The following is a 26,805-nucleotide window of genomic DNA, read 5'->3' on the forward strand; positions in this document are numbered from 1 at the left end:
CTGAACCGGATCACTCGGCGGTGGAGGAGCCGACCGTGTCCGCTCCGCGGTCGTGCCGCCTCCGTCCGGGCCTCGGGCACGGCCTGCTGGCCGGGGTGGGGTGCCACCGCGAAACAGCTATTACGCATGGATGCGTAATAGCTCGCGGCGCATGACATGCCCCTGGGATGGGAGCGCGGGCCGGGGCCGGAACTGGATCCGGGACGGGGCGGAGTGGGCGCGGAGCGGGAGCCGGAGCCGGCACGGGACCCGCACCGGGCTGAGGCCCGGGCTAGGGCTGCTGCTCCGCTCGCGGTGCAGCCCCGCCGCTCTCGCCAGCGGGCCCAGCGGACCCAGCTGCGACAGCCTCGCCGGCGCGCACCCACCTCCGGGCCCGCGCGATGCGCACCAGCATCAGAGGCAGGACCACCAGCAGGATCGCGGCGAGGACGATGAGCAGCACGAGGCTGAAGACGTCGACCTCGTCCAGCAGTCGCGTGATCTGCTGGATCATCAGCCCCGTGTACAGCAGCGTGATCCACGCCACCTGGAACGGCAGGGTGATGCTCGAGACCTGCGCGTAGATCATCGCGGCGTCGCGCTCGGCGGGGTCGAGGTCGACCCGGCGGCGCCCCAGCACGGCCTTGCCGACCTTCTTCAGCAGCGTCGTGTCGCCGCCGACGCTCTCGCGCAGAGCACGGTTGAACGGTGCCGAGACGATCATGCAGGTTAGGGCGGACGCCGTGAACGCCAGCCCGAGCGCGACCAGCAGGCTCTCCGCCGCGTCCTCGAAGCCGACGAACACGACGAGGGCGAAGGAGGCGGCGATGAGGACCGCCCCGAACACGAGCGCGATGATGACGACCTTCCGCCGGATCTCGCGCTGCGCGACCGGGGCCCACGGCGGCGCCCCCGCGCGATCGGCCTGCTCGCGCCGCAGCAGGGCGGGGCCGACGACGACCGCCGCCGCGGTCAGCGCCGCGCCCACCGCGACGAACAGCACGGGCACCCACACCGGCGCGCCGTTGATCACGCCGTACGCCACGACCCCCGCCGCCCCCACGACCTCGGCGAGCCCGACGCCGAGGTACCAGGCCCGCAGGCGGCGCCGGCCGGCCGCGCCGCGCCGGACGTCCCACGTCGCGAGCAGCGACCCGAGCACGAGCGGCCCCCCGCCGAGGAGCAGCACCCCGAAGACGGCGAGCATCAGGGTCCACTCGTCCTCAGGAGGCGCGACCCCGAGAAGGAGGAGCGGCGCGGCGATGATCAGCCCCGTCAGGAGGAGGACGGACGCGACGGATGCCAGGACTCTCATGATGCGTGCCCCCCAGGCGGTCGCGGTCGAGGCCCCCGCAGCAGTGCTGACGACCTCTCACCAACCTAGGCCAACCGGCCAGACGACGATCATCGCCCGGCCCGGCGAGCCTCCCGCACCGGCCCCGCACCGGCCCCGAACCGGCCGACCTCACCGCCTCAGGGCTCGAGCCCCTCCGGCACGGGGTACCCGGCGAACGGCTCGGCGCGGCGCTCGAACTCGGCGCGGCGCGATTCGGGCAGCAGCCCGTTCGCCCCGTACGACAGGGCGATGGTCTCGGGCTCCCACCCCTCGTCCTCGGGGCTGGCGAGGCGTTCGGCGAAGGTGCCCTGGGCGTCGTCCTTCGACAGATCCTGGAATGTGAACGAGAGCCACTGGCCGGTCGGCCCCTCGATGCCGCCCGAGACGATCACCTGCTCGGGCAGCGTGGTGCCGCCGGTGTACTCGAGCCGGTCAGCGTCCGGTTGCGGGTAGCGATCTTCGTCGTACACGGGTTCGGACCAGCCGTGTCGGGCGGCGACCTCGCCGATGATGGCGACCGCCGCCTCCTTCTCGGCCCACGTCCGCGGCACCGACGAGGTCTGCTCGGTCGGCAGGTTCACCACCTGCAGCAGCGACTCCCCGCCCCACCCGTTCTCGACCGGGAACGTCACGTCGATGTCGGCCTGATCCCCCGGAGGCGCGACCCACCTCACCGAGAACCGCTCGGTCAGCGCCGTCTTCATCTCGTCGATCATCGCCTCGCCCTCCGCCAGGCCCTCTTCGAGGCTCGGCCCCGCGAGCACCTCGTCGACGCCGATGTCCACCCGGCCGGGGTGCTCGCTCCAGTCGAGCTCGGTCTCGCGCCCCGAGGCGTCGACGACCGTGGTGATCACCGGTCCCGGCGACAGCAGCCAGGCCAGGGCGCCCAGGCCGAGGGTGGGCACGAGCAGAGCCAGGACGACGACCGAGACGACCGTCCCCCGCCTGCTCGACCGGCTCCTCCTGCCCTCGTCGGCGGCGGGCGGCTCGTACGTGTCGGAGGGCATGGGGCCGAGTCTCGGGCAGATCGGCGGGCCTCCGCGTCCACCGCGAGGAGGACGGACCGCGCCGGAAGGGGGATCCAGGACGGTGGGAGGCGCGGGGTCCAGGATGCAGGGATGGCACACATCCTCGTCACCGGCTCGACCGACGGCCTCGGCCGCGGCGCCGCCGAAGCCCTGCTCGACCAGGGGCACCACGTCGTCGTCCACGCCCGCAGCGACTCGCGCGGGGAGGTGCTGCAGCCCCTCGTCGACCGCGGAGCCCGACTCGTCGTCGCCGACCTCTCCGACCGCGACGCCGTCACGGCGCTCGCCGACGAGTTGAACGCGCTCGACACCCCGCTCGCCGCCGTCATCCACAACGCGGGACTCATCCGCGGTGCCGCCATGATGCCCGTCAACGTCGTCGCCCCGTACCTGCTCACCGCTCTCGTCACGGCGCCGACACGGCACGTGTATCTCAGCAGCGGCATGCACAAGAGCGGGACCGCCTCGGTGCTCGACGGCGTCGACTGGTCGGGGTCGCGCGAGACGGGGTCGTACTCCGACAGCAAGCTCTTCGTGACGGCGCTCTCGGCGGCTGTCGCGCGCCTCCGGCCCGACCTGCGGAGCAACGCGGTCGACCCGGGCTGGGTGGCGACGAAGATGGGAGGCGCGGGGGCGCCCGACGACTTCGGACTCGGTCACCGCACCCAGCGGCTGCTGGCGCTCGGCGAGCTGGGCGAGGTCAGCGGGGCGTACTGGTTCCACGACGAGCAGCAGCGGCCGCACGACTCGGTCGGCGACGAGGGGTTCCAGGACGCCGTGCTCGCGGTGCTCGAGCGCGAGACGGGCGTCGCGCTGCCGCAGCGCTGAGCGTGGGTGTGAGGCGGGTCCCCGTCATCGGCGGCGGGTCAGCGCTGACCGCCCCGGATGACGGGGACCCGCCGCACGTGTCACACAGGCTGCTCGACCACGCCCTTGCGGAGGATGAAGCAGCCGTACGGCCCCCAGTCCGACGTCCGCACGACGGCGAACGAGCGCCGCGCCGCCGCGTAGAAGTCGAACCGCTCCAGTGCCTCGACGGCGACCGGTCGCCCGGCCGCCGCGTCGAGCATCTCCTGGAACGCCTCCTGCACCGGCACGACCCGGTCGGGGTCGCCGACCACCTGCATCCGCTTCACCGGGGCCGGCACGAACGTGTCGAGCGGCATCAGCGACAGGATCGCCGCCCCGGCCCGCGGCAGATCGCAGCCGGCCAGATCGATCACCCGTCCGTGGGTCGTGTCGGCCGCGATCGACGCCGCCGGGTGGTTCACGTCGCAGAGCAGCAGGTCGTCGCCGTGGCCCATCGACATGAGCACCATCAGCAGCTCGGCCGTCAGCGCGGGGTCGATCCCCTTCAGCATGATCGCGTCCTACTCGCGAGCCGAGGCCCGGTTGTTGATCTGGTCGAACGCCACGGCCACGAGGATCAGCAGGCCGATCGCGATCTGCAGATAGAACGAGTTCACGGCCAGCAGGTTGCCGCCGTTGTTCAGCACCCCGATCAGCAGAGCCCCGCACGCCGCGCCGATCGCACTGCCCCGGGCGCCCGACAGGCTCGCCCCGCCGATCACGCACGCCGCGATGGCCTGCAGCTCGAACCCGGTGCCCGCGGTCGGCACCCCGGCCCCGAGTCGCGAGGTCAGCAGCACCCCGCCGACCGCCGACAGCAGCCCGGCGATTCCGTAGACCGTGATCGTGACCAGCCGCACCGGCACGCCCGCCAGTCGTGCCGCCTCCGGGTTCGATCCGACGGCGTAGACGTAGCGGCCGAACACCGTGCGCTTCAGCACGAACGCCGCGATCGCTGCGATGACCACGAACAGGATCAGCAGGTTCGGGATGCCGACGACCGAGCCGTTCGCGATCTCCTGGAACCCGTCGGGCAGCCCCTGGATGGTGTTCGCGTCGGTGATGACGAGCACGACGCCCCGGGCTATGCCGAGCATGCCGAGCGTCGCGATGAACGGCGGCAGCTTGAACCTCGTCACGAGCAGCCCGGTGATGATGCCGAGCACGGCGCCGACCAGGGCGCCGAGGAGGAGCGCGAGGGGGATCGGGACGCCCGCCACGAGCAGCTGGGCCGTCGCGGCGCCGGCCAGCCCGAGGATCGACCCGACCGAGAGGTCGATGCCCCCGGTGAGGATCACCATCAGCTGACCGATCGCGAGGATGCCGTAGATCGACACCTGACGCGCCAGGTTCGCGAGGTTGTTCCCGGTCAGGAAGTCGTCGCTCAGCAGAGTCAGCGCGCCGAACACGACGAGCAGGACGACGAGCACGCCGCTCTCGCGGCCGGCGATGCTGCCGAGCGTGGTGACCTTCGGCTTCGCTGCGGCCCGGGCGGCGGCGGCCGAGGCGTCGTCGCCGTTCCGCACCACCCGGATGGTCGTCGTCTCGATGGGTTCGCGCCACATCAGCTTAGGCATTGGGTACTTCCTCGATGTTCTGTCGGGCGACAGGGTCGGAGTGTGGATCGTGACTGAGCGGCGGGATGCCGCGCAGATGGTCGGCGGAGTCGTCGACCCCGCCGCTGGCGAGGCGGAGCACGTCCTCCTCGGAGGCGCCGCCCGGAAGCTCGCCGGCCACGGCGCCCTCGCGGAGGACGACGACGCGGTCGGCGAGGCCGAGCAGCTCGGGCAGGTACGACGAGACGACGATCACGGCGAGACCGCGTCGGGCCAGGTCGTTGATGACGTCGTAGAGCTCGCCCTTGGCGCCGACGTCGATGCCCTTGGTCGGCTCGTCGAACATGATGACCTTGGGCTTCGTCAGCAGCCAGCGGGCGAGCAGCACCTTCTGCTGGTTGCCGCCCGAGAGGGTCGACACGGGCTGGTCGTACGAGCCGGCGCGGATCCGCAGGCTGTCGAGCAGCGCATCGGCCTCGGCGGCCTGCGCCCTGCCGGGGAGCAGGCCCTTCCGCGACCCGACCCGCAGACTCGCGATCGTCACGTTCTCGCGGATCGACAGCTCGGGCAGCAGTCCGAGCACCTTGCGGTCCTCCGTCAGCAGCGCGATGCCGGAGTCCATCATCGTGCGGGGTCCGTCGGCGCGGACGGCCACCCCGTCGATCAGGATCTCGCCCGACGCGACGGGCTCCGACCCGAACACGTTGAGCAGCAGCTCGCTGCGACCCGACCCGAGCAGCCCGCCGATGCCGAGGATCTCGCCGCCTCGGGCCTCGAGGTCGACGGGCGGGCTGTCGGGCGTCCGCTTCAGGGCCCGGAGGCTGAGGCGCGACGGCAGGACCTCGCGCGCCTCCTCGGGATAGAGGGACGACACCTCGCGACCGACCATGGCGTTGATCAGGGTGTCCTCGGTGTAGTCGCTCATCGGGCCGCTCTGCGAGAGCTCGCCGTCACGCAGCACGGTGACCCAGTCGCCGATCGCGAACATCTCCTCGAGCCGGTGCGTCACGTAGAGGATGGCGACGCCCTCCCGCTGGAACTTCCGGATCTGGTCGAGCAGACGGTCCGACTCGGCCTCGGTCAGCGCGGTCGTCGGCTCGTCGAAGACGATCACCTTGACCGCGTCGGCCGTGACGACCTTCGCCACCTCGACCAGCTGCTTCGTCGCCGCGGGCAGCCGCTCGACGATCACGTCGGGGTCGACGTCGTCGAGCCCGAGGGAGTCGAGCACGAACCGGCAGCGGTCGTGCAGGTCGCGCGCCCGGATGACCCCCGAGCGCGAGGGCAGTCGACCCATGAACATGTTCTCGCCGACCGACAGGTGCGGCAGCAGGCTGAGCTCCTGGTACACGGCCTGCACGCCCGCGGTGCGGAGGGCCGCCGGGGAGGCGGTGGTCACCGTGGCCCCGTCGATCTCGTAGTCGCCCGAGTCGCGAGGCACGGCCCCGGTGAGGATCTTGATCAGGGTCGACTTGCCGGCGCCGTTCTCGCCCGCCAGGCAGTGCACCTGCCCGGGGACGAGCTTGAGCGAGACGCCGCTGAGGGCCTGCACGGCGCCGTACGCCTTCGAGACGTCCGTGAGCTGCAGCACGGCGGTGCCTTCGGGCTCGCGGATGGGCATCAGTCGATCTCGGCGGTCTGGGGCTCGAGCAGCGACTTGATCTCGGGGGTCTCCATGTTGTCGCGGTCGGCCACCGCGACGCCGGGGTCGAGGCTCGCCGGCGGGATGCGGCCCTGGGTCGCCATCGCGGCCTCGACGACGCCCTGATAGCCGAGGAACCACGGGTTCTGCACGATCAGCGCGTCGATGCTGCCGTCGGCGAGGGCGGCGTTCTCGGCCGGGTCGGAGTCGAACGCGACGACGGCGATGTCGTCCGCCGCGTCGTTGTCCTTGATGGCCGTGGCCGCGCCGACGCCCGAGCTGTTGTTGTCGGCGAAGACGCCCACGAGATCCGGGTTGGCGGAGATCGCGTCGTTCACCTGCGAGGCGGCGGTCGCGATGTCGTTGTTGTTGTAGCTCTGCAGGCTGGAGTCGATGTCGGGGCAGTCGACGGCGAGCCCGGCGCGGAAGCCGGCGTCGCGATCCTGGTTGGCCTCGATGCCGGCGATGGGCGCCTCGACGAGCACCTTGCCCGTGGTCGTGCCCTGCTCGGTGAGCAGCTGGCACATGCGCTCGCCAGCGGCCGTGCCGGCGAGCACGTTGTTCGTGCCGATGTGGCCCTCGATCTCGGCCGTGACCTTCGTGTCGGCCGTGATGACCTTGATCCCGGCCTCGCGGGCGGCGTCGATGGAGGTGTTCAGCGCCTCGCTCGAGCTCGGTGCGATGAGGATGGCGTCGGCGCCGCGCGAGACGGAGTTCTCGACGAGCTGCACCTGGCCCGCGATGTCGGTCTCGGAGGTCGGACCGAACGTGTTCACCTCGATGCCGTAGTCGGTCGCGGCGGCCTCGGAGCCCGCCAGCAGGGTCTGCCAGTAGGCGGAGTCGCTGGCGCGGATGATGACGTCGACCTTGACTCCCGACGCCGCGCCTCCTGCCCCACCTCCGTTCGAGGCCGCCTCGGAGACCGTCGCCCGGCCGCCGACGACGCCGCCGACGAGAGCCACGAGGGCGATGGTCGCCACGAGGGAGAGTGAGAAGACTGTTCTAGATCGCGCCATTGCGTTTCCACCTAGGTGTGAGAGGGGTTCGGGGTGCTCGTGTTCGTGTTCGTGTTCGTGTTCGTGTTCGGGCGGTCGGCCGGCGCCTCCGGTCGACGAGCGGTTCCGGAGGCGCCGGCCGGGGAGCCGGGCGGCTCCCGTGTCAGGCGGTGCGGCCTGCGGGCGCGATGCTCATCAGCTCGTTGCGCAGACGCTGCGAGGCGATGCCGTCGGCCTGCTCGATGACCTGCGTGATGCGGTCGACGCCGACGGCCTCGATCTTCGCGATGAGCAGCTCGACGGTGGCGCGGTTGGTCTCCGCCTCCTCCTGAGCGTCCTCGCGGATCGGGAACGTGTCGAAGTAGATGACGCCGTCGTAGTCGTGGCGAAGCAGGTAGTAGAGGAACTCGATCGTCTCGAACGGGTGGATCGACCCGATCATGAGCCCGTCGTCGTGGTCGTTGTTGCCGTCGTTGAGGTGGACGCCCCAGAGCTTGCCCTCGGCGAGGAGGAGGGCGGCGCCGAAGCCGGGCGCATCGCCGGCCATGAGCATGTGGGCGAAGTCGAGGGTGGCGCCGACGTTGGGGCGGTCGATGAGCTGCAGCACGTGGAGGGTCTGGCCGACGCTGCGGATGACGGAGTGGACGCGCTCCTCGTAGGGCTTGTACTCGATGCTGATGCGCACGTCGGGGCGGTAGTCGGCGAGCTCCTGGAACGCCTCGACGATGCGGCCGAGGTCCTTCGCGTAGTCCTTCTGGAACGTGTAGTCGAAGCCGTCGAAGCCGAGCCAGACGGTGACGAGGTCGCTGCCGCCGAGGGCTGCGGCGTCGATGCCGGCCTTCGTCAGCTCGATGGCCTCACGGCGGACGGCCTCGTCGCGGTTGCTGTACTCGCCGTGGACGAAGTCCTTGCGGAACCGCATGGCCACGCTGTTGAGGGTGAGTCCGAGCTCGTCGAGGAGGGGCTTCATGTCGGCGGGCTCGATGCCGACGAAGTGCTCGGGGTAGTTGAGATCGACGTAGTCGATGCCCTGGGTCGCGCTGATGCGGCGGAGGGCTGCGGCGGTGTCTCCACCGGCGATGAACGAGTTGAGGCGCGTGGCGAACTTCATGGTGGTGACTGTACGGATCATGACAAGCATTGTCAACCCGCGTCATTCTGATTCACTTGGTTACGGGCCTTTGTGCTGTGTAGGCCGCGCTCTTCGACTCACAGCTTTGACAATTTTTGTCATCAGCGCCTAGTCTCGGCCCTGGCGACGGCAGGTCGCCCCGCATGATGAAGTGGAGAACGGCATGACGGCGCACGCCATCCTGGTGATCGGCAGCATCAACTACGACCTGATCGTCAGTCAGGAGCGGCTGCCGCGCCGGGGCGAGACGCTCGTCTCGACGGGCTTCCGCGGCGACTTCGGCGGCAAGGGCGCGAACCAGGCCGTGCAGGCCGCGCGGCTCGGGGCCGAGGTGCTCTTCGTCGGGGCGGCGGGGGCCGACCGGTACGGCGAGCTCTGCCGGCTGAACCTCGAGAGCGAGGGCGTCGACCACCGACTGCGCCCGACCGAGGCGTCGAACGGACTCGGCATCGTGCACGTCGTCGGCGAGGGCGAGGTGCACGCGACGATCGTCGAGGGCGCCAACGCCTTGGTCACCGGGCAGTGGGTCGGCGAGAACGCCGACCTGGTCGCGTCGTCCGCCGTGGTCGTGCTGCAGAACGAGGTGCCGGCGTCGGCGAACGAGCGGGCCGTGGCGCTCGCCGCGGCCGCCGGGGTGCCCGTCGTCTACAACGCGGCGCCGGCGCGACCGGTCTCGCTCTCGATGACGCGGGCCTGCACCTGGTTCGTGGTCAACGAGGACGAGGCGGCCGAGTACCTCGGGCACCCCCTCGGCGAGGTGACGGACGACGCCGCGATGCGGGCCGTGGTGGGCGAGCTAGGCTCGTTCTGCTCGAACGTCGTGCTCACCCTCGGAAGTCGCGGCTGCTACGTCTCCACCGATCACCGGGCGGAGTTCGTGGCGGCGGTCGCGGCTCACGCGGTCGACACGACCGGCGCCGGCGATTCGTTCATCGGGGCCTTCGCCGCGGCGATCGCCGAGGGGGTCGATCCGTTCCGGGCCGCCCGCACGGCCGCGTTGGTCGCCTCGGTGACGGTCGCGGGGATGGGCGCGCAGTCCAGCATGCCGACACGGGAGGCCCTCGACGATGAAATCGTTCGCCAGACATCAGCTGATCCTCGATCGCGTCGCGCTGGGTGACTCGATCCTGATCGACGACCTCGTCACGGCGACGGGTGCGTCACCGTCGACTGTCCGACGGGACATCCGCGAGCTCGAGCAGTCCGGTCACGTCGTGAGCCTCCGAGGAGGCGCGATCCGGGCCGAGGAGCGTGCGGCCGAGCTGCCCGCCGCGATGAAGTCGAAGATCAACCGCGACGAGAAGGTCGCGATCGCGAGGGCGGCGGCCGCGATGGTGGTCGAGGGCGAGACGATCTACGTCGACTCGGGCACCTCGCTGACCGAGTTCATGGTGGCTCTGCCGAACATCGCGGTGCACGTGATCACGTCGAACACGCAGGTGCTCGGGATGGTGCCGCGCCCCAAGGTCACGGTGACCGCGCTGGGCGGCGACTATCTGCCCGACATCGGCTCGGTGGCGGGCACGATGACCGACCGCCAGCTGGAGGACCTCTACTTCGACCGGGCGTTCATCGGCGTGACCGGCATCGACGCCGACGCCGGTGTGACCACGTTCGACATCCGCGAGGCCAACAAGAAGCGTCTCGTCCAGGCCCACAGCCGAGAGACCGTCGTGCTCGCCGACAGCAGCAAGTTCGACGTGGTCTCCCTCTGCCGCTCGTTCGGCCTCGCCGCCTGCACGGTCGTCAGCGACCGTCACGCCCCCGTGCTCGACGCGGCCGCCGCCTACGTCGTCGCCGGATCCTGAGTCCGGTCCGTCACGAAGACGCGGTGCGACGGCTATCGTCCACGGCATCAGCCAGTGAACGGAGAGAGCATGTCCCGGCATTCAGACAGACCGCACCACGTCGATGAGGCACGGGCCCTCGTCGCAGACGCCGTCGAGGCGGTGAGCTGACATGGATCTCGGGATCGGCGGACGCAGAGCTCTGGTCACCGGAGCGGACTCGGGCATCGGATGGCACACCGCGCAGCAGCTGCTCCGCGAGGGCGTCGTGGTGGTCATCACCGACATCGACGGAGGCAGGCTCGATGCCGCGGCAGCGGAGCTCGAGGCTGCTGACGGGACGCTGTTCGCGTTCCCCGCCGACATCCGCGACGTGGCCTCGCTCGAACGGCTGCACGCCTCCGTGCGGGACGCGGTGGGGACGATCGACATCCTCGTCCAGTGCGCCGGTGTTACCGGAGCGCAGGGCATGTTCCACGAGATCGATGACGAGGGCTGGGTCAGCACCATCGAGACCGACCTCCTCGGGCCGGTGCGGCTGGTGCGCGAGTTCCTCCCCGATCTCCGAGCCGGGGGATGGGGCCGCCTCGTGCTGACGGCGTCCGAGGACGCCGTCCAGCCGTACGACGACGAGCTGCCGTACTGCGCCGCGAAGGCCGGCATCCTCTCGTTCGCCAAGGGCCTGTCGAGGTCCTATGCCACGGAGGGCCTGTTGGTGAACACCGTCAGCCCGGCGTTCATCGCGACCCCGATGACCGACGCGATGATGACCAAGCGGGCGGACGAGAACGGGACGTCGTTCGAGGAGGCCGTCAGCTCGTTCCTCGAGGAGGAGCGTCCGTATCTGGAGCTCGGGAGGCGCGGCGAGGCGGATGAGGTGGCCAGCGTGATCGCGTTCCTCGTCTCGGATCGGGCGAGTTTCGTCAACGGGAGCAACTACCGCGTCGACGCCGGATCGGTCGCGACCATCTGACCGGAGTCCGTGGTCGCCGACCGGTCGAGCGGACCGGCGTGAGCGTCGTGCCGCCAGACGTCGGGCGGCAGGCGGCAGGCGGCGGGCGTCAGGATCCCGGCGTGACGTCCCGGATGACCCTCGCGGGGTTGCCGACGGCCACCACGCCGCTCGGGATGTCGCGGGTGACGACCGATCCCGCCCCGATGACGCTGTCGTCGCCGATGCTCACGCCGGGGCAGACGATGACCCCGCCGCCCAGCCAGACGTTGTCGCCGATGGTGATCGGTCGGGCGGCCTCGAGCTTGTCGCGCCGCGGCTGGGGCTCGACGGGGTGCGTGGGGGTGAGCAGCTGCACGTTCGGCCCGATCTGGCAGTCGTCGCCGATCGTGATGGCGGCGACGTCGAGGGCGGTGAGGCCGTGATTGACGAAGGTGCGGGCGCCGATGCGGATGTTCTCGCCGTAGTCGACGAAGAGGGGAGGCTTGACGTAGGCGTCCGCGCCGAGCGACCCGAGCAGCTCGTCGAGCAGGGGCCGGGCGGCGGCCTCGTCGTCGATCGCCGCGCGGTGGTAGGCGTCGGTGAGCCGCATCGCGCGTCGCGCGAGCCGGGCGCTCTCGGGGTCGTCGGCGATGTAGAGGTCGCCGGCGAGCATCCGCTCGCGGTTGGTGCGGTCGTCTCCGGCGAAGTGATCGACAGTCATGTGTACGAGCGTACGCTGATCGTCATGACCGACCTCGACTGGAACTCCGGCACCTGGACGACGACGCCCACCCGAGTGGAGGTCGCAGCGGACGGGATGCGCGTCACCGCCGCCGAGGGCAGCGACGCCTGGCGCACCACCTCGTACGGCTTCGTGCACGACACCGAGCACGCCCTTCTCGCTCCCTTCGCTCAGGACACCGCGGTCGAGGTGTCGTTCCGCCTCGACTTCGCCGCGCAGTTCGATCAGGCGGGCCTCTTCGTCAAGGTCGACGAGGCGACCTGGATCAAGGCGGGGGTCGAGCGCAGCGACGGCGAGGACAGCCTCGGAGCCGTCGTCACGCGCGGCGTGTCCGACTGGTCGTTGTCCCCCGTCTCGGGTTGGCACGGTCGTCTCGTCACGATGCGCGCGAGCCGGTCGGGCGACGCGCTGACCATCCGGGCGAGGGTGGACGACGAGCCGTGGCGGATGGTGCGGGTCGCACCCCTCGACGCCGATGCGGCGGTGACCGCCGGGCCGATGTGCTGCGCTCCGTCCCGCGGCGATCTCACCGTCCTCTTCACCGCGTGGCGGAGCGTGGCCGCCGATGCGAGCCTGCACCCCGACGACTGACCCGTGACGGGCGACGCCGAGGGAGGGGCGGGGCCGGCATCGCGCACCCCTGCGCGGCGGCCCCACCCGGAAGCACGAGGACCCGAATCCCCGTACCCCGAAGCCGGAGAGTGAACTGCCCCCGACGTGCTGGAGAAATTACCCGGTCTGTCAGCGGCAGGTGCGGTTCTTGTTCGATGTCGAACCATGCTCCGAGTGTCCGTCGGGTCGCCGCCCGTCCAGCGGTGCGACGGACGGGGTCGCGGATGCGGGTCCACGTCGTGCTCGCGCGATCGATACGCGCGTGGCACTGTCAGACCATGCGCTTCGAGACGACGATGTTCCAGGCCGGTCGCAACACCGGCATCGAGGTGCCCGCCGAGGTGCTCGAGGCCCTGGCGGGCGGGCGGCGTCCCGCCGTGCGCGTGACTCTGGGCGACCACTCGTTCACCTCGACCGTCGGCGCCATGGGGGGACGCGCGCTCATCCCCTTCTCCGCCGAGAAGCGTCGTCTGACCGGCATCGGCGGCGGCGACGCCCTGCAGGTCGACATCGAGCTCGACACGTCGTCTCGCGAGATGCCCGTCCCGGCCGACCTGGGCGAGGCGCTCGAGGGCGCCGGGGTCACCGCCGACTTCAAGGCGCTGGCCCCGAGTGCTCGCAAGGCCCACATCGTCTCGGTCGAGGGGGCCAAGACCGACGCGACGCGGGCGCGACGCATCGACGGCGTCGTGCAGAAGCTCCTGCAGTCCCGCGCCGGGGTCTAGGTCGCGGCGCGCGGTCGGCTAGCGGCGCGCGTCCTCCTCGGCGGTCGCGGTGGATCAGCAACCCGCACCGTTCCCGACGGGCCGGCGCTGATCGCAGTCGACCGTCGACCGCTGCTAACCGGCCGGACCCTCATGCAGCACCCTGCGCGCGACGAGGTTGCCGAGCAGTTGGGCGACCTGGACGAGCACGATGATCAGCACGATGACGGTGACCATGACGACCGTGTCGAACCGCTGATAGCCGTACGTGATCGCCAGGTTGCCGAGCCCCCCTCCGCCGACGAGGCCGGCCACGGCGGTCGCGTCGACGAGGGCGACGAAGATGTAGGTGAGTCCGAGGACGAGCGGTCCCAGCGCCTCCGGCACGACGATCGTCGCGAGCACGCGCACGGGCGAGGCCCCCATCGCGGCGCCCGCCTCGACCGAGCCCCGGTCGACCGCGACGAGGTTGGTCTCGGCGATGCGGGCGATCGAGAACGTCGCCACGATCGTGAGGGCGAAGATCGCCGCGTTCGTGCCGATGCTCGTGCCGATCACGACCCGGGTCAGTGGGGAGATCGCCACGATCAGGATGATGAAGGGGATCGGCCGGATGACGTTGATGACCGCGTTCAGCGCGGTGAAGACCACGGCGTTCTGCAGCAGGTTGCCTCGACGGGTCGAGTAGAGCACCAGCCCGAGCGCGATGCCGAGCACCGTCGCCAGGATGAACGACACGGTCACCATCTGGAGGGTCTGCAGCAGCGCTGTCACGATCTTGGGCCACAGCACCGCGGCGTCGAGGTCACGCATCGGCGGTCACCTCCGACACGATCGTCGTGCGCCGCAGATCCACGACGGCCGCGTCGATCGCGTCGTCGTCGCCGAGCAGCTCGATGGTGAGGTCGCCGAAGAGCCGGGACTGCAGCTCGCTGACCCCGCCGTAGACGACGTTGAAGTCGACACCGTGGGTGCGGGCGATGCGCGACAGGAACGGGTCGTTCGTCTCGCGGTCCTCGACGTGGAGGCGGACGATGCGGCCGGTGTGCACCTCCCTGATCCGGTCGAGCGCCCCCGGTGTCGCCTGGTGGTGCAGCACCGACGACACGAACCGCTTCGAGGTCGGGTGCTGCGGGTCGGCGAAGAGGTCGTACGTGGAGCCGCTCTCGATCACCTCGCCGCCCTGCATCACCGCGACGCTGTCGGCGAGCTCGCGGATGACATCCATCTCATGCGTGACCAGCAGGATCGTCAGTCCGTACTCGTCGTTGACCCGCCGCAGCAGGTCGAGCACCTCGCCGGTCGTCTGGGGGTCGAGGGCGCTCGTCGCCTCGTCCGAGATCAGCACGTCGGGTCGGTTGGCCAGCGCCCGGGCGATGCCGACCCGCTGTTTCTGACCGCCTGAGAGCTTCGCGGGGTACTCGAGCGCCTTGTCGGTCAGCCCGACGAAGTCGAGCAGCTCGTCGACCCGGTCGACCGTCTCGTCGCTCGAGAGGCCCGAGAGACGCAGGGGGTAGGCGATGTTGCCGTAGACGGTACGTGACGAGAGCAGGTTGAACTGCTGGAAGACCATGCCGATCCGTCGACGGGCCGCGTAGAGCTCCTTGCCCTTCAGCGATGACACCTCGCGTCCGTCGACGACGACCCGGCCGCTCGTCGGCCGCTCGAGGGCGTTCACCGTCCGCAGCAGGGTCGACTTGCCCGCCCCCGAGTACCCGACGATGCCGAACACCTCGCCGCGCCGCACCTCGAGGCTCACGTCGCGGAGCGCGTCGAACCGACGACCCTGCACGATGTACGACTTCGACACGTGCTCGAACGAGACGACCGGGGCGGCCGTCGGGGCGGCCGTCACGACGTGATCTCGCGCGCGGCCGTCTCGAGCTCGGCGAGGGTGCTGCGCAGATCGTCGGCCGACACCTCGACCAGCTGCGTGTTGCCGAACGACTCCTTCTCCAGGGCCTCGGCCACACGCGGGTCGGCGTACGCCTCGTCGAGGAGGGCCCAGGCCTCGTCGTCGGTGTCGTCGGCCCGCGTCACGACGGCGTTCACGTAGGGGCGGGACTCATCGCTGAGCGAGTCGTCGAGGTAGAGCGCGTCGTCGGCGTCGATCTCCTGCGTCGGGTCGAAGTACGAGGTGCCGACGACGACGGCGTCGAGGCTCGGGTCGTCGAACTGCGTGGGGATCGTCGTCGCGCCGATGGGCACGAACTCCAGGTCGAGGTCGTTGCCGGTCACGTCGTCGACGGTCGGGTAGACGCCGACGTCGGGTCCGAGCTCGATGAGCCCCGCCGCCTGCAGGATGAACAGCGCCCGGGCGCCGTTCGAGGCGTCGTCGGGGATGGCGATCCGGTCGCCCCGCCCGAGGTCGTCGAGCGAGTCGAGGGTGGCCGAGAAGACGCCCCACTGCGTGATGGTGGTAGAGAACACGGGAGTCAGGTCGGTGTCGTTCGCGACGTTGTACGCGCTGAGGAACGCCGTGTGCTGGAACGCGTTCGCGTCGACCTCACCGGCGACGAGCGCCGAGTTCGGCAGCGTCCAGTCGTCGAAGTTGACCCACGTGACGTCGAGGCCCTCCTCGGCGGCGACGGTCTTCACGGTGTCCTGCAGGTCGCTCTCGCCGCTGCCGGCGATCGTCACCGAGAGGCGTTCGCCCGACCCGGATGCGCTGCCGGCGGCCTGGGCGTCGGAGCCTCCGACCGCCGTGCCGGCCCAGAAACCGCCGCCGACGAGTGCCGCGGCGGCGACCGCCCCGAGGCCTGCGAGGAGCCCGCGGCGCCGTCGGCGGCGCGAGTCGTCGAGGGAGGCGCGGAGACCGGAGGGTGCGCTGCCTGCGGTGGTGGACTGCGGTGCGTCGTGCGGTGCTGCGTCGTGATCGGACACGGTGACTCCTGAGGTCGGGGCGGGTGATGGCTGTGAACCCTGCCAGAGGCGCTGCCCGTCATGCACGACATGTGTCGCCAGCTTTCCCCGTGTTTCGTGACGTTTCGTCATGTGACGGGCCGCTGTCGCGAGACGGAGCGGACATGACACAACAGACCACATGAGCGAACACAGCAGAGCCCTCGACGAGCGCCTCGAATCGGTCTTCGGCCCCGTGATCGAGGCGATAGCCGCCGGTGCCGTCGAGCGCGAGCGCGACCGCCGCCTCCCTTACGACGAGGTCGCGGCCCTGCGGGCGGCCGGGTTCGGCGCCCTGCGGGTGCCGACGGACTTCGGGGGGTGGGGCGTCACGCTCGAGCAGGAGTTCCGCCTCCTCATCCGCCTCGGCGCGGCCGACTCGAACCTGCCGCAGCTGCTGCGCGGGCATGTCGCGTTCGTCGAGACGCAACGGGCGCAGCCCGACGGGGAGCTGCGCACCGAATGGCTCAGGAGGCTCGGTGCCGGTGCCGTCCTCGTGGGCAATGCCCAGGCCGAACGCGGCGGCGCGACCACCATCGAGACCCGGCTCGACGAGAGAGACGGCCGTCTCGTGTTGAACGGACGCAAGTTCTACAGCACGGGGACGATCTACGCCGACTGGCTCTGGGTCGGGGCCATGCGGGGCGATGAGCCCGTCGCCCTGGCCGTGCCGGCCGATGCGCCGGGGGTCTCGCGCAGCGACGACTGGAACGGGTTCGGCCAGCGACTCACAGGCAGTGGCACGACCGTGTTCGACGAGGTCGAGGTCGACCCGCGGCAGGTGCTCCCGTGGCGCGAGAACGCGGAGCGTCGCCCGCTGGCCTTCACCCAGGGGCTGTACCAGCTCGTCCTGCTCGCGGCGCAGGCCGGCACCGCCCGGGCCGTCCTCCGTGACGCGATCGACTTCGTCCGCCCGCGCACCCGCACGTTCGGCGTGGCGGGCGTCTCGCGACCGAGCCAGGACCCCTCCGTCCAGAGCGTCGTCGGTCGACTCTCGGCCATCGCGTCGTCGGTCGAGGCGATCACGCTCTCGGCGGTCAGGGGTCTCGAGGCCGCCGAGGGTGAGGACTCGGCCGGCGACGACCGCTTCCAGGCCGCTCTGGCGACGGTCTTCGAGGCGCAGCAGGTCGTGCTGCCCCTCGTGCTCGAGGCCGCGACCTCTCTCTTCGAGGTGGGCGGCGCCTCCGCCGTCGATGCGAACCGGTCACTGGATCGGCACTGGCGGAACGCCCGGACCGTCGCCTCGCACAACCCGGCGATCCACCGCCAGCGCGCCCTGGGGGACCACCGGCTCAACGGCACACCCTTCCGTGTCGGCCCCAGCTCTGCGGCGCCGAACGCCCAGACTGAGGATTCGGGCAGCGTCAGAGTCCATCGACGAGTCTCCTGACCGTTCTCCTCACCCGAACCGAGGACCAGCCCGAAGCGGGCCGCCTCCGTTCGCCAGGGATGCCCCTTTCGCGACTTCTCCTGGCATGACACCGCTGCTGCCCGCCAGAGGGTCGTTCATCGGGACATCTCTTTAGGTCCGGTTTCGTCGCACGCGGTCAAGTGGCGCCTGTCCTGCGGATTCGCGTATGCCTGTCCCGCAAAAATGCCCGGTGAAGGGGGTCTGAGCGCTACAGCCGTCGGATGCTAGTCGGATACGCCCGCGTCTCGACCTCGGGGCAGGATCTCGCAGCACAGCGTGATGGTCTTGCAGCGCTCGGTGTTGACGATCAACACGTGCATGTTGACCACGGCTTGTCAGGCACGACTCGAGCCCGCCCGGGCCTTCGTGAGGCATTGGCCGCGTGCCGGGCCGGCGATGTGCTCGTCGTCACGAAGCTCGACCGTCTCGCCCGCTCGCTGCGTGACGCGACCGACATCGCGGACGAGCTGACGAAGAAGGGCGTTGCCCTGAACCTCGGGGGAGCGGTCTACGACCCCACCGACCCCGTCGGCCGGCTCCTGTTCAACGTCCTCGGCATGGTCGCCGAGTTCGAGGCTGACCTTATCCGTGCCCGCACCCGAGAGGGCATGGCGATCGCCAAGGCCGCCGGCAAGCTCCGCGGCCGCAAACCCAAGCTCACCGCGTCGCAGGAGAAGCACCTCGTGCAACTGCACCGCGCAGGCGAACATACGACGAGCGAGATCGCCGAACTGTTCGGCGTCGCCCGCTCGACGGTCTACCGGGCAATTCAGCGAGGGGAGCAGCCCTGATGTGGTTCTTCACCCGAGTTAGAGCAAAATCAAGACCCTCCGCCGCGTAAGTCGGATTCAGCACCACCGTTGACAACGCCGCATCATGGGAGGAACTGGAATGAAGCAGTCCATCGGGATGCTCGTACTTGGAGCCCTGGGGCTCATTGTCGGACTCACCTTGCTCCTGACGGCCGGTTCACCCTGGGATCCGGGTGGAAGAGGAATGCCAGTCGTGTTCGGGATCGTGGCCGGGCTTGGCGGGGGTCTAGTTCTGTTGGTGATTGGCTTCGCTCGCCTCGTAAGGGGCCCTAAGAACTAACCCCGCTATGTAGAGGCTCAACCGTCGGCAGAGCGCCCTAGAGACGATTGGTCACCGTACCCAATTGCTCGGCGCGACCCGGCCGCAGCATCTGGGCTCAAGCCGGATAGTGTCTCGTGCGTGTGGACTAGCGAAGGAAAATGGCTACCGAACACCGAACGTGGCCGTCAGGTTTTCAAGTGGTGCGTGTGGGTGGGCGTAGCCGGTGTCTTGGTGTTCATCGTTGTTGTCGGTGTGCAGTCTCGGTAAAAGCAGTGCTTATTTCCGGCCACCACGCGACTGACAGCGAGAGCCGGCGGGAATGGTTGGGGCTCCCGCGCCTAGCAGTGGGCCGCTCGCACCACTGAGGCCTAGGTCTGAGCGATCGAGCTGTGTCCGATAGCCGATCCGCGTCCATACGCGTGCGACGGGCCTGCTGCGAGGCGTTCGTGACCAGACGATCTCGGGAAGGGTATGACCTAACCCGAAGGAGTACGTCTGATGGCCCGTTTCCGTTCTCTACCGCTTCGAGCACTCCTGCCCGTGCTCTTCGTCGTCACGGCTGCCATGTGGCTGGGTGTCGGTGTCATCGTCATACCGGGCGATCAGCCCCTCGTAGCTCGATTGATCGGCACGGTCTTCTACGCGGGCGCAATGACGGCCTTCTTCGGTCTGGCCATCAAGCGTGCACGGCGTGGTGCCGGCGGTGTCGACGAGCTGTCCCGGATGCAGGGGGCAGTGAAGGCCGGAGCAATCCCGCCGGACGTTGACACCTCGACCTGGATCCCGATGCTCGAGAAGCGGCAGACCCAGAACCGAAGGACGATATGGCTAGCGCCCGTCATGTTCACGGGCTTCATAGCGCTCAGCCTCTGGCTTGCTGCTACAGCCGGTCCGGTCTGGTTCGTCTTCGGTCTGTTCTTCCTTGCTCTGCTCATCGTGTCGACGGTCAGCGCCTGGCGGGCCTACGACAAGCTCACTTGCATGCTCGACGAGCTACGAAGCAGGTAGCCGCGCCCGGTAGCCGATCGGGGAGCGGTCGGTCGGGCTACTTCTTGCGCCAGACCTGGCGCCGCAGGGCCAAACCGGACGCGATGTTCGCTACTCCGGCGACGATGATGCACCATGAGGCAACGGTCGAAGACCCAGACACGTCGTCGGTCCCAGGAGACGTCACCAAGAGCACGACGCCACCTATCAGGACGAAGGTGCCGACAACAGCCAGCAGGGTGCCGAGGGACTTCGCGGTCATGACTGCACAGTAGCTGGATGCGTCCACGGGTCGGGTGTCCTAAAGGCGATGGGCTACCGAATGGGCGGCGTCTCTCGCCGTGCCAGTCGGCGCAGGCTTAATCCCGCCGTCAGGCCGGCACCTGATGCCGCAACGAGTCCGACGATGGCACCGGAAAGGGGATCACCGAAGAAGAGGCCCAGGGCTAGGCCTGCTGAGATGCCGACTACTGCTGCTGCGGCCACCACCGCTGATGTCTGGCTTCTCGATCTGCCCCAGCGGGGGCGCTGCCGCCACAGCGATGCGCTGACGAGTCCGGCAACCGCTCCGATGAGGGCGAAGACCGCGGCAGCGGGAACTGCGTAGACGAGCGCGATGACGATCCATCCCGCGATCCCGGCGCCGTCGAGTCCGGCGAGGGCACTCCACACGACGATCCACACGATGGGCAGCAGCAGCGCACATCCCGCGCCTACCGCTGCCCCCGTCCCGACCAAAACGCGCACATCCGACCGCGGCGCGCGTCCCGGACGCTCAATGACAACGCTCATGAGGGCTCCCCCTTCCCCATGAGGCTAGGGCTTGCACCCAGGCATGGGCATCCCCCCGACCAGGTGCGCCGACTCTCCTGAAGGTACGAGCTACGCAGCACAATTAACGGCGAGGGGAAGGGGGCGTCAGTGTCCGATAGACGATCCTCTACCGAGGAACCACCTCGACCTCTGCGTCGGGTGTCGGCGGGACGGACAGCGCCCAGGCATTCATCGACTCAAGCACGGGCCGGAGCCCCTGCCCCGTCGGGGTGAGCTCGTAGACGACGCGCGGCGGGATCTCGGAGTACGCCGTCCTGGTGACGAGGCCCGACGTCTCGAACTTCCGGAGGCGGTTGGTGAGGGTGTGCGCGCTGATGCCGGGCAGTGCCTCCTTCAGCTCGGTGAAACGAGCCGGGCCCTCGAGGAGCTCTCGCACGATGAGCGTTGCCCAGGGGCCGTCGAGCAGTGTCAGGAACTTCGCGATGCCGCATTCGGGCCAGATCTCCCCACAGAAAGCCATGAACATGGACAATACGCCATTAGTGCAGTTGACGTAACTGGTGCACCAGATGCATTGATAGCTTCATGACCTATCTCATCCACGGCGCTACTGGCGCCCAGGGCTCCCCAGTCGTCGCATCCCTTCTCGCTTCCGGCGCCGCCGTCACCGCGGCGGTCCGCGACCCGTCCGCCTATGAGGGAGGCGGCGCGCCCGTCGCCGTCGACCTGATGTCGGTCGCGTCCCTCGCGGCGGCCTACGCGGGCGTCGACGGCGTCTTCGTGCACCTTCCGGTCGGCGACGCCGCCCAGCAGCTCGCGCATGCCCGGACGATCGTCGCAGCCGTCGAGCAGGCACGGCCGGCCCGGGTGGTCGTCTCGACCAGCGGGTACCCGACGGAGGGCGACGGCGCGGCTGAGAGTCCCGTCGGCGTCCTCACTGCCGGTCTGCGGGCGACCGGGGCCTCCGTCGCCGTCGCGGCCCCGCGCCTCTTCCTCGAGAACCTGCTGCTGCCGCCGGTCGCCGCGGGCGTGGAGCAGGAGGGCGTCCTCCGCTACCCGATCCGTGACGACTACGCCGTGTCGTGGAGCTCGCACCTCGACGTGGCCGACGTCGTCGCACGACTGCTGCAGGACGGCTCCGTGACCGGTGTCGTCGGGGTCGGTGCGCTGCCCGGCCTCGTTGGCTCCGACCTCGCGGCTGGCTTCGCCGCGGCCTCGGGCACGAGCGTGCGGTTCGAGGCGCAGGACGTCGACGAATTCGGCCGCGTCATCGAGCCCCTCTTCGGATCAGCCGGAGCGGACCCTGTCGTGGCCTCGTACCGGTGGCGGGCCACCCTGCCCTCCGAGCTCATCGACCCTGCCACGAGCGCACAGCAGCGGCTCGGGCTGAGCCCGCGCACCGTCGAGCAGTGGCTCAAGGACCTTCGGGCCTGACCCGTTCGCTGTACGACAGCGAGGGCTGCTCCCCGACCGAGGCGATCTTCAGTGGGGGAGCGGTTCTGATCTGGCCAGGGCCCGCTCGTGGTGTTCGTCGGCGCTAGTCACAAACGATCGTTTCTCCATGCCCGGTAGGGGATCGCTCGCCGGTCACCGACGCGTCGTCACGACGCGACGATCTCGTATTCGGCGTCCATCTCAGATGCGAGGCCTTCCAGGTCGACGGCCGACGGCTCACCGGTAGCCACCCCGGTGAGGTCCACCACCATCCAGTTGCCACCGTGCACCAACGGCACAGGACCTTGCTGGGTATCGCTCCACAGGGTTAGAGCCTTATCCAGTGCCGCCTGGTCTTTGTAGAGGTCGATCTGCACGTGAGGCAGGCACAGCACTTGGTCCGTAGGCACGGAATCGCCGTCCATCGGGGTGACAGGGTCTCCGGCAGGGTCGGTGTCGCAGCCGAGGTGTTCGTCAACGGCGGAGACGAGTTGGTCCATCGACGTGAAGGTTGGCAGGTCGTCGGCCCCCGCCTCAGCGGATCCGCTGCATCCTGATAGCAGTAGGCAGAGAACGCCTGCACCTGCAGAGGCGTCGAGGATGCGTCGTCGGATCATCGTGTCCTACCCTTCGCGACAATGCGGCTGGTGCTGCTGCGAGCATACGCACCCCCTGCAGCTCAACGGACCGTCCTCTGCTCGGTTCGTCCCGTTGGGGGATCCTCCAGCGGCGGAGATCGCAGACGATCGTTTTCGGGTCAATCGCAGTCTGCGGAAACCGCACATTAGCCTCGTCACATGACGAGACGGGACGATCACGGGCGCTCCATTGACCAAGCCCAGGATGCTCTTCACCAAGCCATGCGTGGTAGCGACGTGAGCCATCTCCGCGAGTTGCTATACGAGGGCCTGGCCTTCGAGCTGCCGAGAGAGTCAGTGGTGGGCCGTGCAGCCGATCTCGACGCTCATGCCTCGGGGGCAACACGATTCGACAAGCTGTCGGAGCTTCATCGATCAACTCTGGAACATGATGGTCATGGCCGGACATCGTCGCTCGTGGACATCGTCGTAATCGATAGAGGCCACCGCATCGAGGCTCGCATGATGTACCGCCGCTTTTGGTCGATCATCGAGGGTCGTTGGCAAGTAGTGGCGGGCAGCGCCGAACCGTCCGCATGAGCCCGGGGCTCGAGTTCCACGCCAGCACCCGACCGGCAAGCTGAATGCCGTCGCTCGGAAACGATCGTTTCTGCATGCCCGGTAGACGATCGGCGTCCGGCACACTGGTTGGCATGCAAAGAGAGGTGTCCCTTGTTCTCTTGGAGGGTCTGTCGTGGCCGCTCCGTGAGAACATCCTGCTCAATGACGAGGCGCGAACGACTTACTCGTCAGAGGAGTACGGCCTTTCTGCACGGCTGACGCAGCAGCTCTACGACTGGACCGAGTGGTGGTATGCGCACGAGATGCGTCAGTCTCCCCGCCATCGACAGTGGGCGGCTCGGCTCGTTCAAGACCTGCAAGCCGAGCTTGGCCCGGACTTCGTCGTACTTCTCGACTAGGCGCGTTGAACAGCTGGCTGGAGTGCCCGCTAGACGACCATTGACCGCGACTCATCACAGTGGAAGGCTTCCTGCAATCGATGGAGGTCGCCATGTTCGAGGAGCGCGGGTGGTTTGCCGAGGCTGACGCGAGAGCGCTGAGGCCCGCCGAATCGGTGAACGGTGTCGATCATCGCGGTGATGCTCCCGAGACGGAGCATGGGCGTGAACCGATCCGAATTGGCCTGATCGATCGCTTCTTGCGTGGCTTTCCCTGGCATGACCGGGTTCAACGATCGCGCCACTAGCTACCGGGCCACGTCCGTCCGATATTCGATCGGCTACTGGTCGTCAGGGTCCGGGTAGGAGCCGAGATCTATCGTCGCTCGTTTGCCCTCGTTGTCTGTGGCCGTGATGTCGATCAAGGCGCTGCCGTCTGGGGTGGACGCGGTCAAGAACACCAAGGTGCCGAGTTGGTCTGTCGTCGTGACGATGACATCGGCGGGGTCGACCGTCGCGAAGGCGTTTGCGAGGGTGTCGACATCAGACATTGTGTACTTGAATCCGGGCGTCACGTAGCGGCAGACGTCATGCGTGTCCGACGCGTCCCTCGAGGCCGAGATCAAGGCCCTCAGGGCTGCTTCGGAAGTGCGTACCCCGCGGCCGCAACTCATCGACTGAACAGCAGCGATGGTGGTGCCGATGAGGACGACCGAGCCTGCCAGTGCTGCCCAACGAAGGCCCGTGCGTCGAGGCGAGGCGACGGTGTCCGCAGAGTCCATGGGGATGAACGTAGCGGTATGGAAGGCCTGTCTCGATAAACCATCGTTCACAGGGCCTGGTTCGTCTACTCGGCTGTCAGGGTGATGGGCAGTTCAGCTGCCGCCCCTTCTCCGGCGGAGGACGTCACGGTGAGAACTGCATCTCCGGCGGGGATGTCGGCCGGAAGCTGAAACGTGCCGGCGGCAGTGAAGCGCGGGCCGGTAGCACTCTCGATCGTCCCGAGTTGGCGGGACCCGGAACTTGCCGTCGGTGTGATCGTGATCTCGATGTCTTCGGCGGGCTGGTTCGTCCCGCCCGCGTCCTCGCATCTCGAGGTCATCCAGTCCACGCTGAGCTTGATCTCTCCGCCCGGTCTCAGATCTGAGCTGCCGAGGACGATCTCCTTGACGGCGCAGGAGCCTGAGGCGGTGCCGCCCGTCACGGGTGCGCAGCCTGAGACGATCACGAGCAGCAGTGTCATCCCGCCCACGGATCGTGGCACGCTCGCCGTGAGGCCCTTCTTATCGCGCATGTCCGCAGCTAAACATGACCGAGGTGCCGCCCGAAAGGGGATCCCTCACCGAGATCGATTCCGGACTGACCTATCGAGACAATCTAGGTCCAGCAACTGCGGGGGAGTGGTCGCGGCCCTCGGTCGTCCGGGGACCGATCGTCTTTCGGACGGTCTTACGACACTTGAAACCGATCTGGCCCTCATAACCAGCTCATAGATTTCTCATCGGATTGACCAAGCCGAGGTCCTTAGCTTTGCCCACATGACGAAGACCACGGACACGAACAAGCGCCCGCGCCGCCGCCAGATCCTCCTCGGAACGACCGTGTTCCTGGTCGGGGGCCTCCTGCTCAGCGGCTGCGCCGCCAGCACCACCAGCTCCTCCGCCACGACCGGCTCCGGCGCCACTACCTCGAGCAGCGCGACCGGCGACCTCACGGTCGCTGAGGCCGCGACCGAGGTCACGGAATCGGACTCGAGCACGACAGCCGAGACGATCACGAACACCACCGAGGCCGTCCAGGCGTTCCTCGCCACACTCACCGACGAGCAGAAGGAAGCGGTCACCTACGACTACGACGACGAGACCAAGACGACCTCGTGGTCGAACTTCCCCGTCACCTTCGTCGACAGGGCCGGGCTGAACGTCGCTGATTTGACCGAGGAGCAGCAGGTCGCCGCCCTCCAGGTGCTGGAGGCGCTGCTCAGCGACGACGCCTACGAGACCGTGTCGAACATCATCGCCAGCGACCAGTACCTCGTCGAGAACAGCAGCACCACCGAGTCCTCGCTCGGCCAGTACTACATCGCCCTCTTCGGCGACGCCACCGACACCAGCGCCTACGAGGTCCAGTTCGGCGGCCACCACCTCGGCATCAACGCCACCCTCGACGGCACCGCCGACGCGATCACCTTCGCCCCGACCCACCTCGGCGTGCAGCCCGCGGACTGGACCACCGACGACGGCACCGAGGTGCAGGCCTTCGACGGGATCTACACCGACGCGTTCGCGTTCTACGACTCCCTCACGGCCGAGCAGCAGGAGACCCTGACCTCGGGAGACGTAACGATGTGCGCCCCCGGGGACACCTGCGACTTCAGCACCGGGGCTGGTCTGACCGGCGCCGACCTCACCGAGGAGCAGCGCGAGCTGCTGCTCGACCTGATCGCGAACTGGTCGGGCATGGCTGACGAGGAGAGCGCCGCGACCACCCGTGCCGAGATCGAGGCGACCCTCGACGACACCGTGGTCGTGTGGTCCGGTGAGACGACCTACGACATGACCCAGGGCGACGGCATCAACTTCTCGATCTCCGGGCCGAACGTCTACGTCGGGTTCCAGGCCCAGCAGGGCTCCGCCGGCGCCGACGTCGACGGCGTCTCCACCTCCGGCTGGGGCCACGTCCACACGATCTACCGCGACCCGACCGACGACTACGCGAACAGCGTCGAGCAGCAGGCGGCCACCGGCGGCATGGGCGGCGGCGGCGGCGCTCCCGCCGGCGGCGGCCCCGACGGCAACTAGCCGCCACACACCACGAGAAGGCCACCAGCTCACGAGCGGTGGCCTTCCCGCCCGGGGCGAACAAGCCCCCGACCGCACCCAGTCCATGAAGGAGAAGGCGAACCCATGACGAACCACGACCCCAACCAGCCGCAGAACGCCGACCCGATCCCGCCGGCCGGTCCGCCCGTCGACCCCTCGACCGCGCCCACCCCCGCGACGGCTGCCGAGGCGTCCCCCGCACCGGCTGTCGCACCCAAAAGGTCGTTCTCCCGCCGAGTCCTGGCCATCGTCAGCGCGGCTGCACTGGTGGTCGGCCTCCTCATCGGAGGAGGTGCTGGCATCGCCCTCGGCACGACTGTCTTCACCGGCAACAGCAGCAGCACCGAGCAGGGCGGCTTCGATCGCAACGGCACGCGCCCGGACTTCGGCAACGGCGGACCGCCCGACATGGGCACCGCTCCTGACAGCGCGACACCTCCCGCCACAGACGACGACACGTCCACCGACGACTCCGGCTCGACCAGCAGCAACTCGTCGTCCTGACCCGTGGCGGCCCGGACATGACTTCCGAACTACTGACCATTCCGCGGGCCGCGACAGCCCCGGCA

32 protein-coding genes are annotated in these 26,805 nt (G+C 69.1%); 15 read left to right on the forward strand and 17 right to left on the reverse strand.

Annotated features, from left to right (window positions below):
• Positions 1–271: 271 nt before the first annotated feature.
• Positions 272–1,294 carry a hypothetical protein gene (locus tag ASF17_RS10915; RefSeq protein ID WP_055799508.1) on the reverse strand — a complete coding sequence of 341 codons (1,023 nt, stop codon included), beginning with the start codon at positions 1,292–1,294 and terminating at the stop codon, positions 272–274.
• Positions 1,295–1,452: 158 nt separating this feature from the next.
• Complete coding sequence (locus tag ASF17_RS10920) at positions 1,453–2,322, reverse strand: hypothetical protein (protein ID WP_055799512.1); 870 nt, start codon at positions 2,320–2,322, stop codon at positions 1,453–1,455.
• Between the two features lie 111 nt (positions 2,323–2,433).
• Between ASF17_RS10920 and ASF17_RS10925 the strand changes: the two genes are divergently transcribed.
• Positions 2,434–3,171 (forward strand): SDR family NAD(P)-dependent oxidoreductase, encoded by a 738-nt coding sequence (locus ASF17_RS10925; RefSeq protein WP_055799514.1) that lies wholly within the window; start codon positions 2,434–2,436, stop codon positions 3,169–3,171.
• An 80-nt stretch (positions 3,172–3,251) separates the two neighbouring features.
• Here the strand turns inward: ASF17_RS10925 and ASF17_RS10930 are convergent, their stop codons facing one another.
• The 5 genes from ASF17_RS10930 to ASF17_RS10950 form a co-directional block, all read right to left on the reverse strand.
• Positions 3,252–3,704, reverse strand: coding sequence for an RbsD/FucU family protein (locus tag ASF17_RS10930; protein WP_055799517.1), 453 nt, complete (start codon positions 3,702–3,704; stop codon positions 3,252–3,254).
• A gap of 9 nt (positions 3,705–3,713) precedes the next feature.
• Positions 3,714–4,769, reverse strand: a complete 1,056-nt coding sequence (locus tag ASF17_RS10935; protein ID WP_055799519.1) for an ABC transporter permease — start codon at positions 4,767–4,769, stop codon at positions 3,714–3,716.
• Entirely contained in the window at positions 4,762–6,369 is a 1,608-nt protein-coding gene (locus ASF17_RS10940; protein ID WP_200913471.1) for a sugar ABC transporter ATP-binding protein, read from the reverse strand. Before ASF17_RS10940 ends, ASF17_RS10935 begins: the two co-directional genes overlap by 8 nt.
• Positions 6,369–7,370, reverse strand: coding sequence for an ABC transporter substrate-binding protein (locus tag ASF17_RS10945; protein ID WP_200913472.1), 1,002 nt, complete (start codon positions 7,368–7,370; stop codon positions 6,369–6,371). Before ASF17_RS10945 ends, ASF17_RS10940 begins: the two co-directional genes overlap by 1 nt.
• A gap of 178 nt (positions 7,371–7,548) precedes the next feature.
• Entirely contained in the window at positions 7,549–8,517 is a 969-nt protein-coding gene (locus tag ASF17_RS10950; protein WP_200913473.1) for a sugar phosphate isomerase/epimerase family protein, read from the reverse strand.
• Between the two features lie 163 nt (positions 8,518–8,680).
• Between ASF17_RS10950 and ASF17_RS10955 the strand changes: the two genes are divergently transcribed.
• From ASF17_RS10955 to ASF17_RS10965, 3 genes are all read left to right on the forward strand, one after another.
• The gene (locus ASF17_RS10955) at positions 8,681–9,637 is read left to right on the forward strand and encodes a ribokinase (protein ID WP_156357397.1); all 957 of its coding nucleotides are present in this window, start codon (positions 8,681–8,683) and stop codon (positions 9,635–9,637) included.
• A complete protein-coding gene (locus ASF17_RS10960; RefSeq protein WP_055799533.1) occupies positions 9,585–10,325 on the forward strand; it encodes a DeoR/GlpR family DNA-binding transcription regulator in 741 nt (246 codons plus the stop codon). Before ASF17_RS10955 ends, ASF17_RS10960 begins: the two co-directional genes overlap by 53 nt.
• 151 nt (positions 10,326–10,476) lie before the next feature.
• Complete coding sequence (locus ASF17_RS10965; protein ID WP_055799536.1) at positions 10,477–11,277, forward strand: SDR family NAD(P)-dependent oxidoreductase; 801 nt, start codon at positions 10,477–10,479, stop codon at positions 11,275–11,277.
• A gap of 88 nt (positions 11,278–11,365) precedes the next feature.
• On the opposite strand, the gene ASF17_RS10970 is transcribed toward ASF17_RS10965, so the two are convergent.
• Positions 11,366–11,959: a sugar O-acetyltransferase gene (locus ASF17_RS10970; RefSeq protein WP_055799538.1), complete on the reverse strand. Its 594-nt coding sequence runs from the start codon at positions 11,957–11,959 to the stop codon at positions 11,366–11,368.
• A gap of 24 nt (positions 11,960–11,983) precedes the next feature.
• Between ASF17_RS10970 and ASF17_RS10975 the strand changes: the two genes are divergently transcribed.
• The gene (locus ASF17_RS10975; protein ID WP_055800721.1) at positions 11,984–12,571 is read left to right on the forward strand and encodes a DUF1349 domain-containing protein; all 588 of its coding nucleotides are present in this window, start codon (positions 11,984–11,986) and stop codon (positions 12,569–12,571) included.
• A gap of 299 nt (positions 12,572–12,870) precedes the next feature.
• Entirely contained in the window at positions 12,871–13,317 is a 447-nt protein-coding gene (locus ASF17_RS10980; RefSeq protein ID WP_055799541.1) for a YdeI/OmpD-associated family protein, read from the forward strand.
• A gap of 114 nt (positions 13,318–13,431) precedes the next feature.
• On the opposite strand, the gene ASF17_RS10985 is transcribed toward ASF17_RS10980, so the two are convergent.
• Genes ASF17_RS10985 through ASF17_RS10995 form a run of 3 tightly spaced genes read right to left on the reverse strand, consistent with a single transcriptional unit; the run spans position 13,432 to position 16,179 of the window.
• Positions 13,432–14,109 (reverse strand): methionine ABC transporter permease, encoded by a 678-nt coding sequence (locus ASF17_RS10985; RefSeq protein WP_055799544.1) that lies wholly within the window; start codon positions 14,107–14,109, stop codon positions 13,432–13,434.
• Positions 14,102–15,151 carry a methionine ABC transporter ATP-binding protein gene (locus ASF17_RS10990; protein WP_055799547.1) on the reverse strand — a complete coding sequence of 350 codons (1,050 nt, stop codon included), beginning with the start codon at positions 15,149–15,151 and terminating at the stop codon, positions 14,102–14,104. The genes ASF17_RS10985 and ASF17_RS10990 overlap by 8 nt, the downstream gene beginning before the upstream one ends.
• Positions 15,148–16,179: a MetQ/NlpA family ABC transporter substrate-binding protein gene (locus tag ASF17_RS10995; protein WP_235476557.1), complete on the reverse strand. Its 1,032-nt coding sequence runs from the start codon at positions 16,177–16,179 to the stop codon at positions 15,148–15,150. The genes ASF17_RS10990 and ASF17_RS10995 overlap by 4 nt, the downstream gene beginning before the upstream one ends.
• A gap of 160 nt (positions 16,180–16,339) precedes the next feature.
• On the opposite strand from ASF17_RS10995, the gene ASF17_RS11000 reads away from it, so the two are divergent.
• From ASF17_RS11000 to ASF17_RS11010, 3 genes are all read left to right on the forward strand, one after another.
• Positions 16,340–17,587, forward strand: coding sequence for an acyl-CoA dehydrogenase family protein (locus ASF17_RS11000; protein WP_082475284.1), 1,248 nt, complete (start codon positions 16,340–16,342; stop codon positions 17,585–17,587).
• Positions 17,588–17,829: 242 nt separating this feature from the next.
• Positions 17,830–18,399: a recombinase family protein gene (locus ASF17_RS11005; RefSeq protein WP_055799550.1), complete on the forward strand. Its 570-nt coding sequence runs from the start codon at positions 17,830–17,832 to the stop codon at positions 18,397–18,399.
• Positions 18,400–19,180: 781 nt separating this feature from the next.
• Positions 19,181–19,690 (forward strand): hypothetical protein, encoded by a 510-nt coding sequence (locus tag ASF17_RS11010; RefSeq protein WP_156357398.1) that lies wholly within the window; start codon positions 19,181–19,183, stop codon positions 19,688–19,690.
• A 37-nt stretch (positions 19,691–19,727) separates the two neighbouring features.
• On the opposite strand, the gene ASF17_RS11015 is transcribed toward ASF17_RS11010, so the two are convergent.
• From ASF17_RS11015 to ASF17_RS11020, 3 genes are all read right to left on the reverse strand, one after another.
• On the reverse strand, positions 19,728–19,931 hold the full coding sequence (locus ASF17_RS11015) for a hypothetical protein (RefSeq protein ID WP_055799558.1): 204 nt from the start codon (positions 19,929–19,931) through the stop codon (positions 19,728–19,730).
• Positions 19,932–19,984: 53 nt separating this feature from the next.
• Positions 19,985–20,461 carry a hypothetical protein gene (locus tag ASF17_RS15590; protein ID WP_156357399.1) on the reverse strand — a complete coding sequence of 159 codons (477 nt, stop codon included), beginning with the start codon at positions 20,459–20,461 and terminating at the stop codon, positions 19,985–19,987.
• Between the two features lie 148 nt (positions 20,462–20,609).
• The gene (locus ASF17_RS11020; RefSeq protein ID WP_055800723.1) at positions 20,610–20,963 is read right to left on the reverse strand and encodes a winged helix-turn-helix transcriptional regulator; all 354 of its coding nucleotides are present in this window, start codon (positions 20,961–20,963) and stop codon (positions 20,610–20,612) included.
• A gap of 65 nt (positions 20,964–21,028) precedes the next feature.
• Between ASF17_RS11020 and ASF17_RS11025 the strand changes: the two genes are divergently transcribed.
• Positions 21,029–21,877, forward strand: coding sequence for an SDR family oxidoreductase (locus tag ASF17_RS11025; RefSeq protein WP_055799561.1), 849 nt, complete (start codon positions 21,029–21,031; stop codon positions 21,875–21,877).
• Between the two features lie 167 nt (positions 21,878–22,044).
• On the opposite strand, the gene ASF17_RS11030 is transcribed toward ASF17_RS11025, so the two are convergent.
• Positions 22,045–22,377 (reverse strand): hypothetical protein, encoded by a 333-nt coding sequence (locus ASF17_RS11030; RefSeq protein WP_055799564.1) that lies wholly within the window; start codon positions 22,375–22,377, stop codon positions 22,045–22,047.
• 297 nt (positions 22,378–22,674) lie between these two features.
• Between ASF17_RS11030 and ASF17_RS15595 the strand changes: the two genes are divergently transcribed.
• From ASF17_RS15595 to ASF17_RS15600, 3 genes are all read left to right on the forward strand, one after another.
• Positions 22,675–23,055: a nuclear transport factor 2 family protein gene (locus tag ASF17_RS15595; RefSeq protein ID WP_156357400.1), complete on the forward strand. Its 381-nt coding sequence runs from the start codon at positions 22,675–22,677 to the stop codon at positions 23,053–23,055.
• Positions 23,056–23,168: 113 nt separating this feature from the next.
• On the forward strand, positions 23,169–23,435 hold the full coding sequence (locus tag ASF17_RS11035) for a hypothetical protein (RefSeq protein WP_055799568.1): 267 nt from the start codon (positions 23,169–23,171) through the stop codon (positions 23,433–23,435).
• Between the two features lie 59 nt (positions 23,436–23,494).
• Positions 23,495–23,722 (forward strand): hypothetical protein, encoded by a 228-nt coding sequence (locus tag ASF17_RS15600; RefSeq protein WP_156357401.1) that lies wholly within the window; start codon positions 23,495–23,497, stop codon positions 23,720–23,722.
• 33 nt (positions 23,723–23,755) lie between these two features.
• Here ASF17_RS15600 and ASF17_RS11040 read toward each other — a convergent pair whose 3' ends face one another.
• The gene (locus tag ASF17_RS11040) at positions 23,756–24,196 is read right to left on the reverse strand and encodes a hypothetical protein (protein WP_055799571.1); all 441 of its coding nucleotides are present in this window, start codon (positions 24,194–24,196) and stop codon (positions 23,756–23,758) included.
• Positions 24,197–24,261: 65 nt separating this feature from the next.
• Positions 24,262–24,708: a hypothetical protein gene (locus ASF17_RS11045; RefSeq protein ID WP_156357402.1), complete on the reverse strand. Its 447-nt coding sequence runs from the start codon at positions 24,706–24,708 to the stop codon at positions 24,262–24,264.
• A 244-nt stretch (positions 24,709–24,952) separates the two neighbouring features.
• Here ASF17_RS11045 and ASF17_RS11050 point away from each other — a divergent pair, with 244 nt between their 5' ends.
• Entirely contained in the window at positions 24,953–26,215 is a 1,263-nt protein-coding gene (locus ASF17_RS11050; RefSeq protein WP_055799578.1) for a DUF3500 domain-containing protein, read from the forward strand.
• Between the two features lie 105 nt (positions 26,216–26,320).
• Complete coding sequence (locus tag ASF17_RS11055; RefSeq protein WP_055799581.1) at positions 26,321–26,740, forward strand: hypothetical protein; 420 nt, start codon at positions 26,321–26,323, stop codon at positions 26,738–26,740.
• Positions 26,741–26,805: the final 65 nt, after the last annotated feature.

It is taken from the genome of Frigoribacterium sp. Leaf263 (assembly GCF_001422285.1).
Classification (GTDB): domain Bacteria; phylum Actinomycetota; class Actinomycetes; order Actinomycetales; family Microbacteriaceae; genus Frigoribacterium.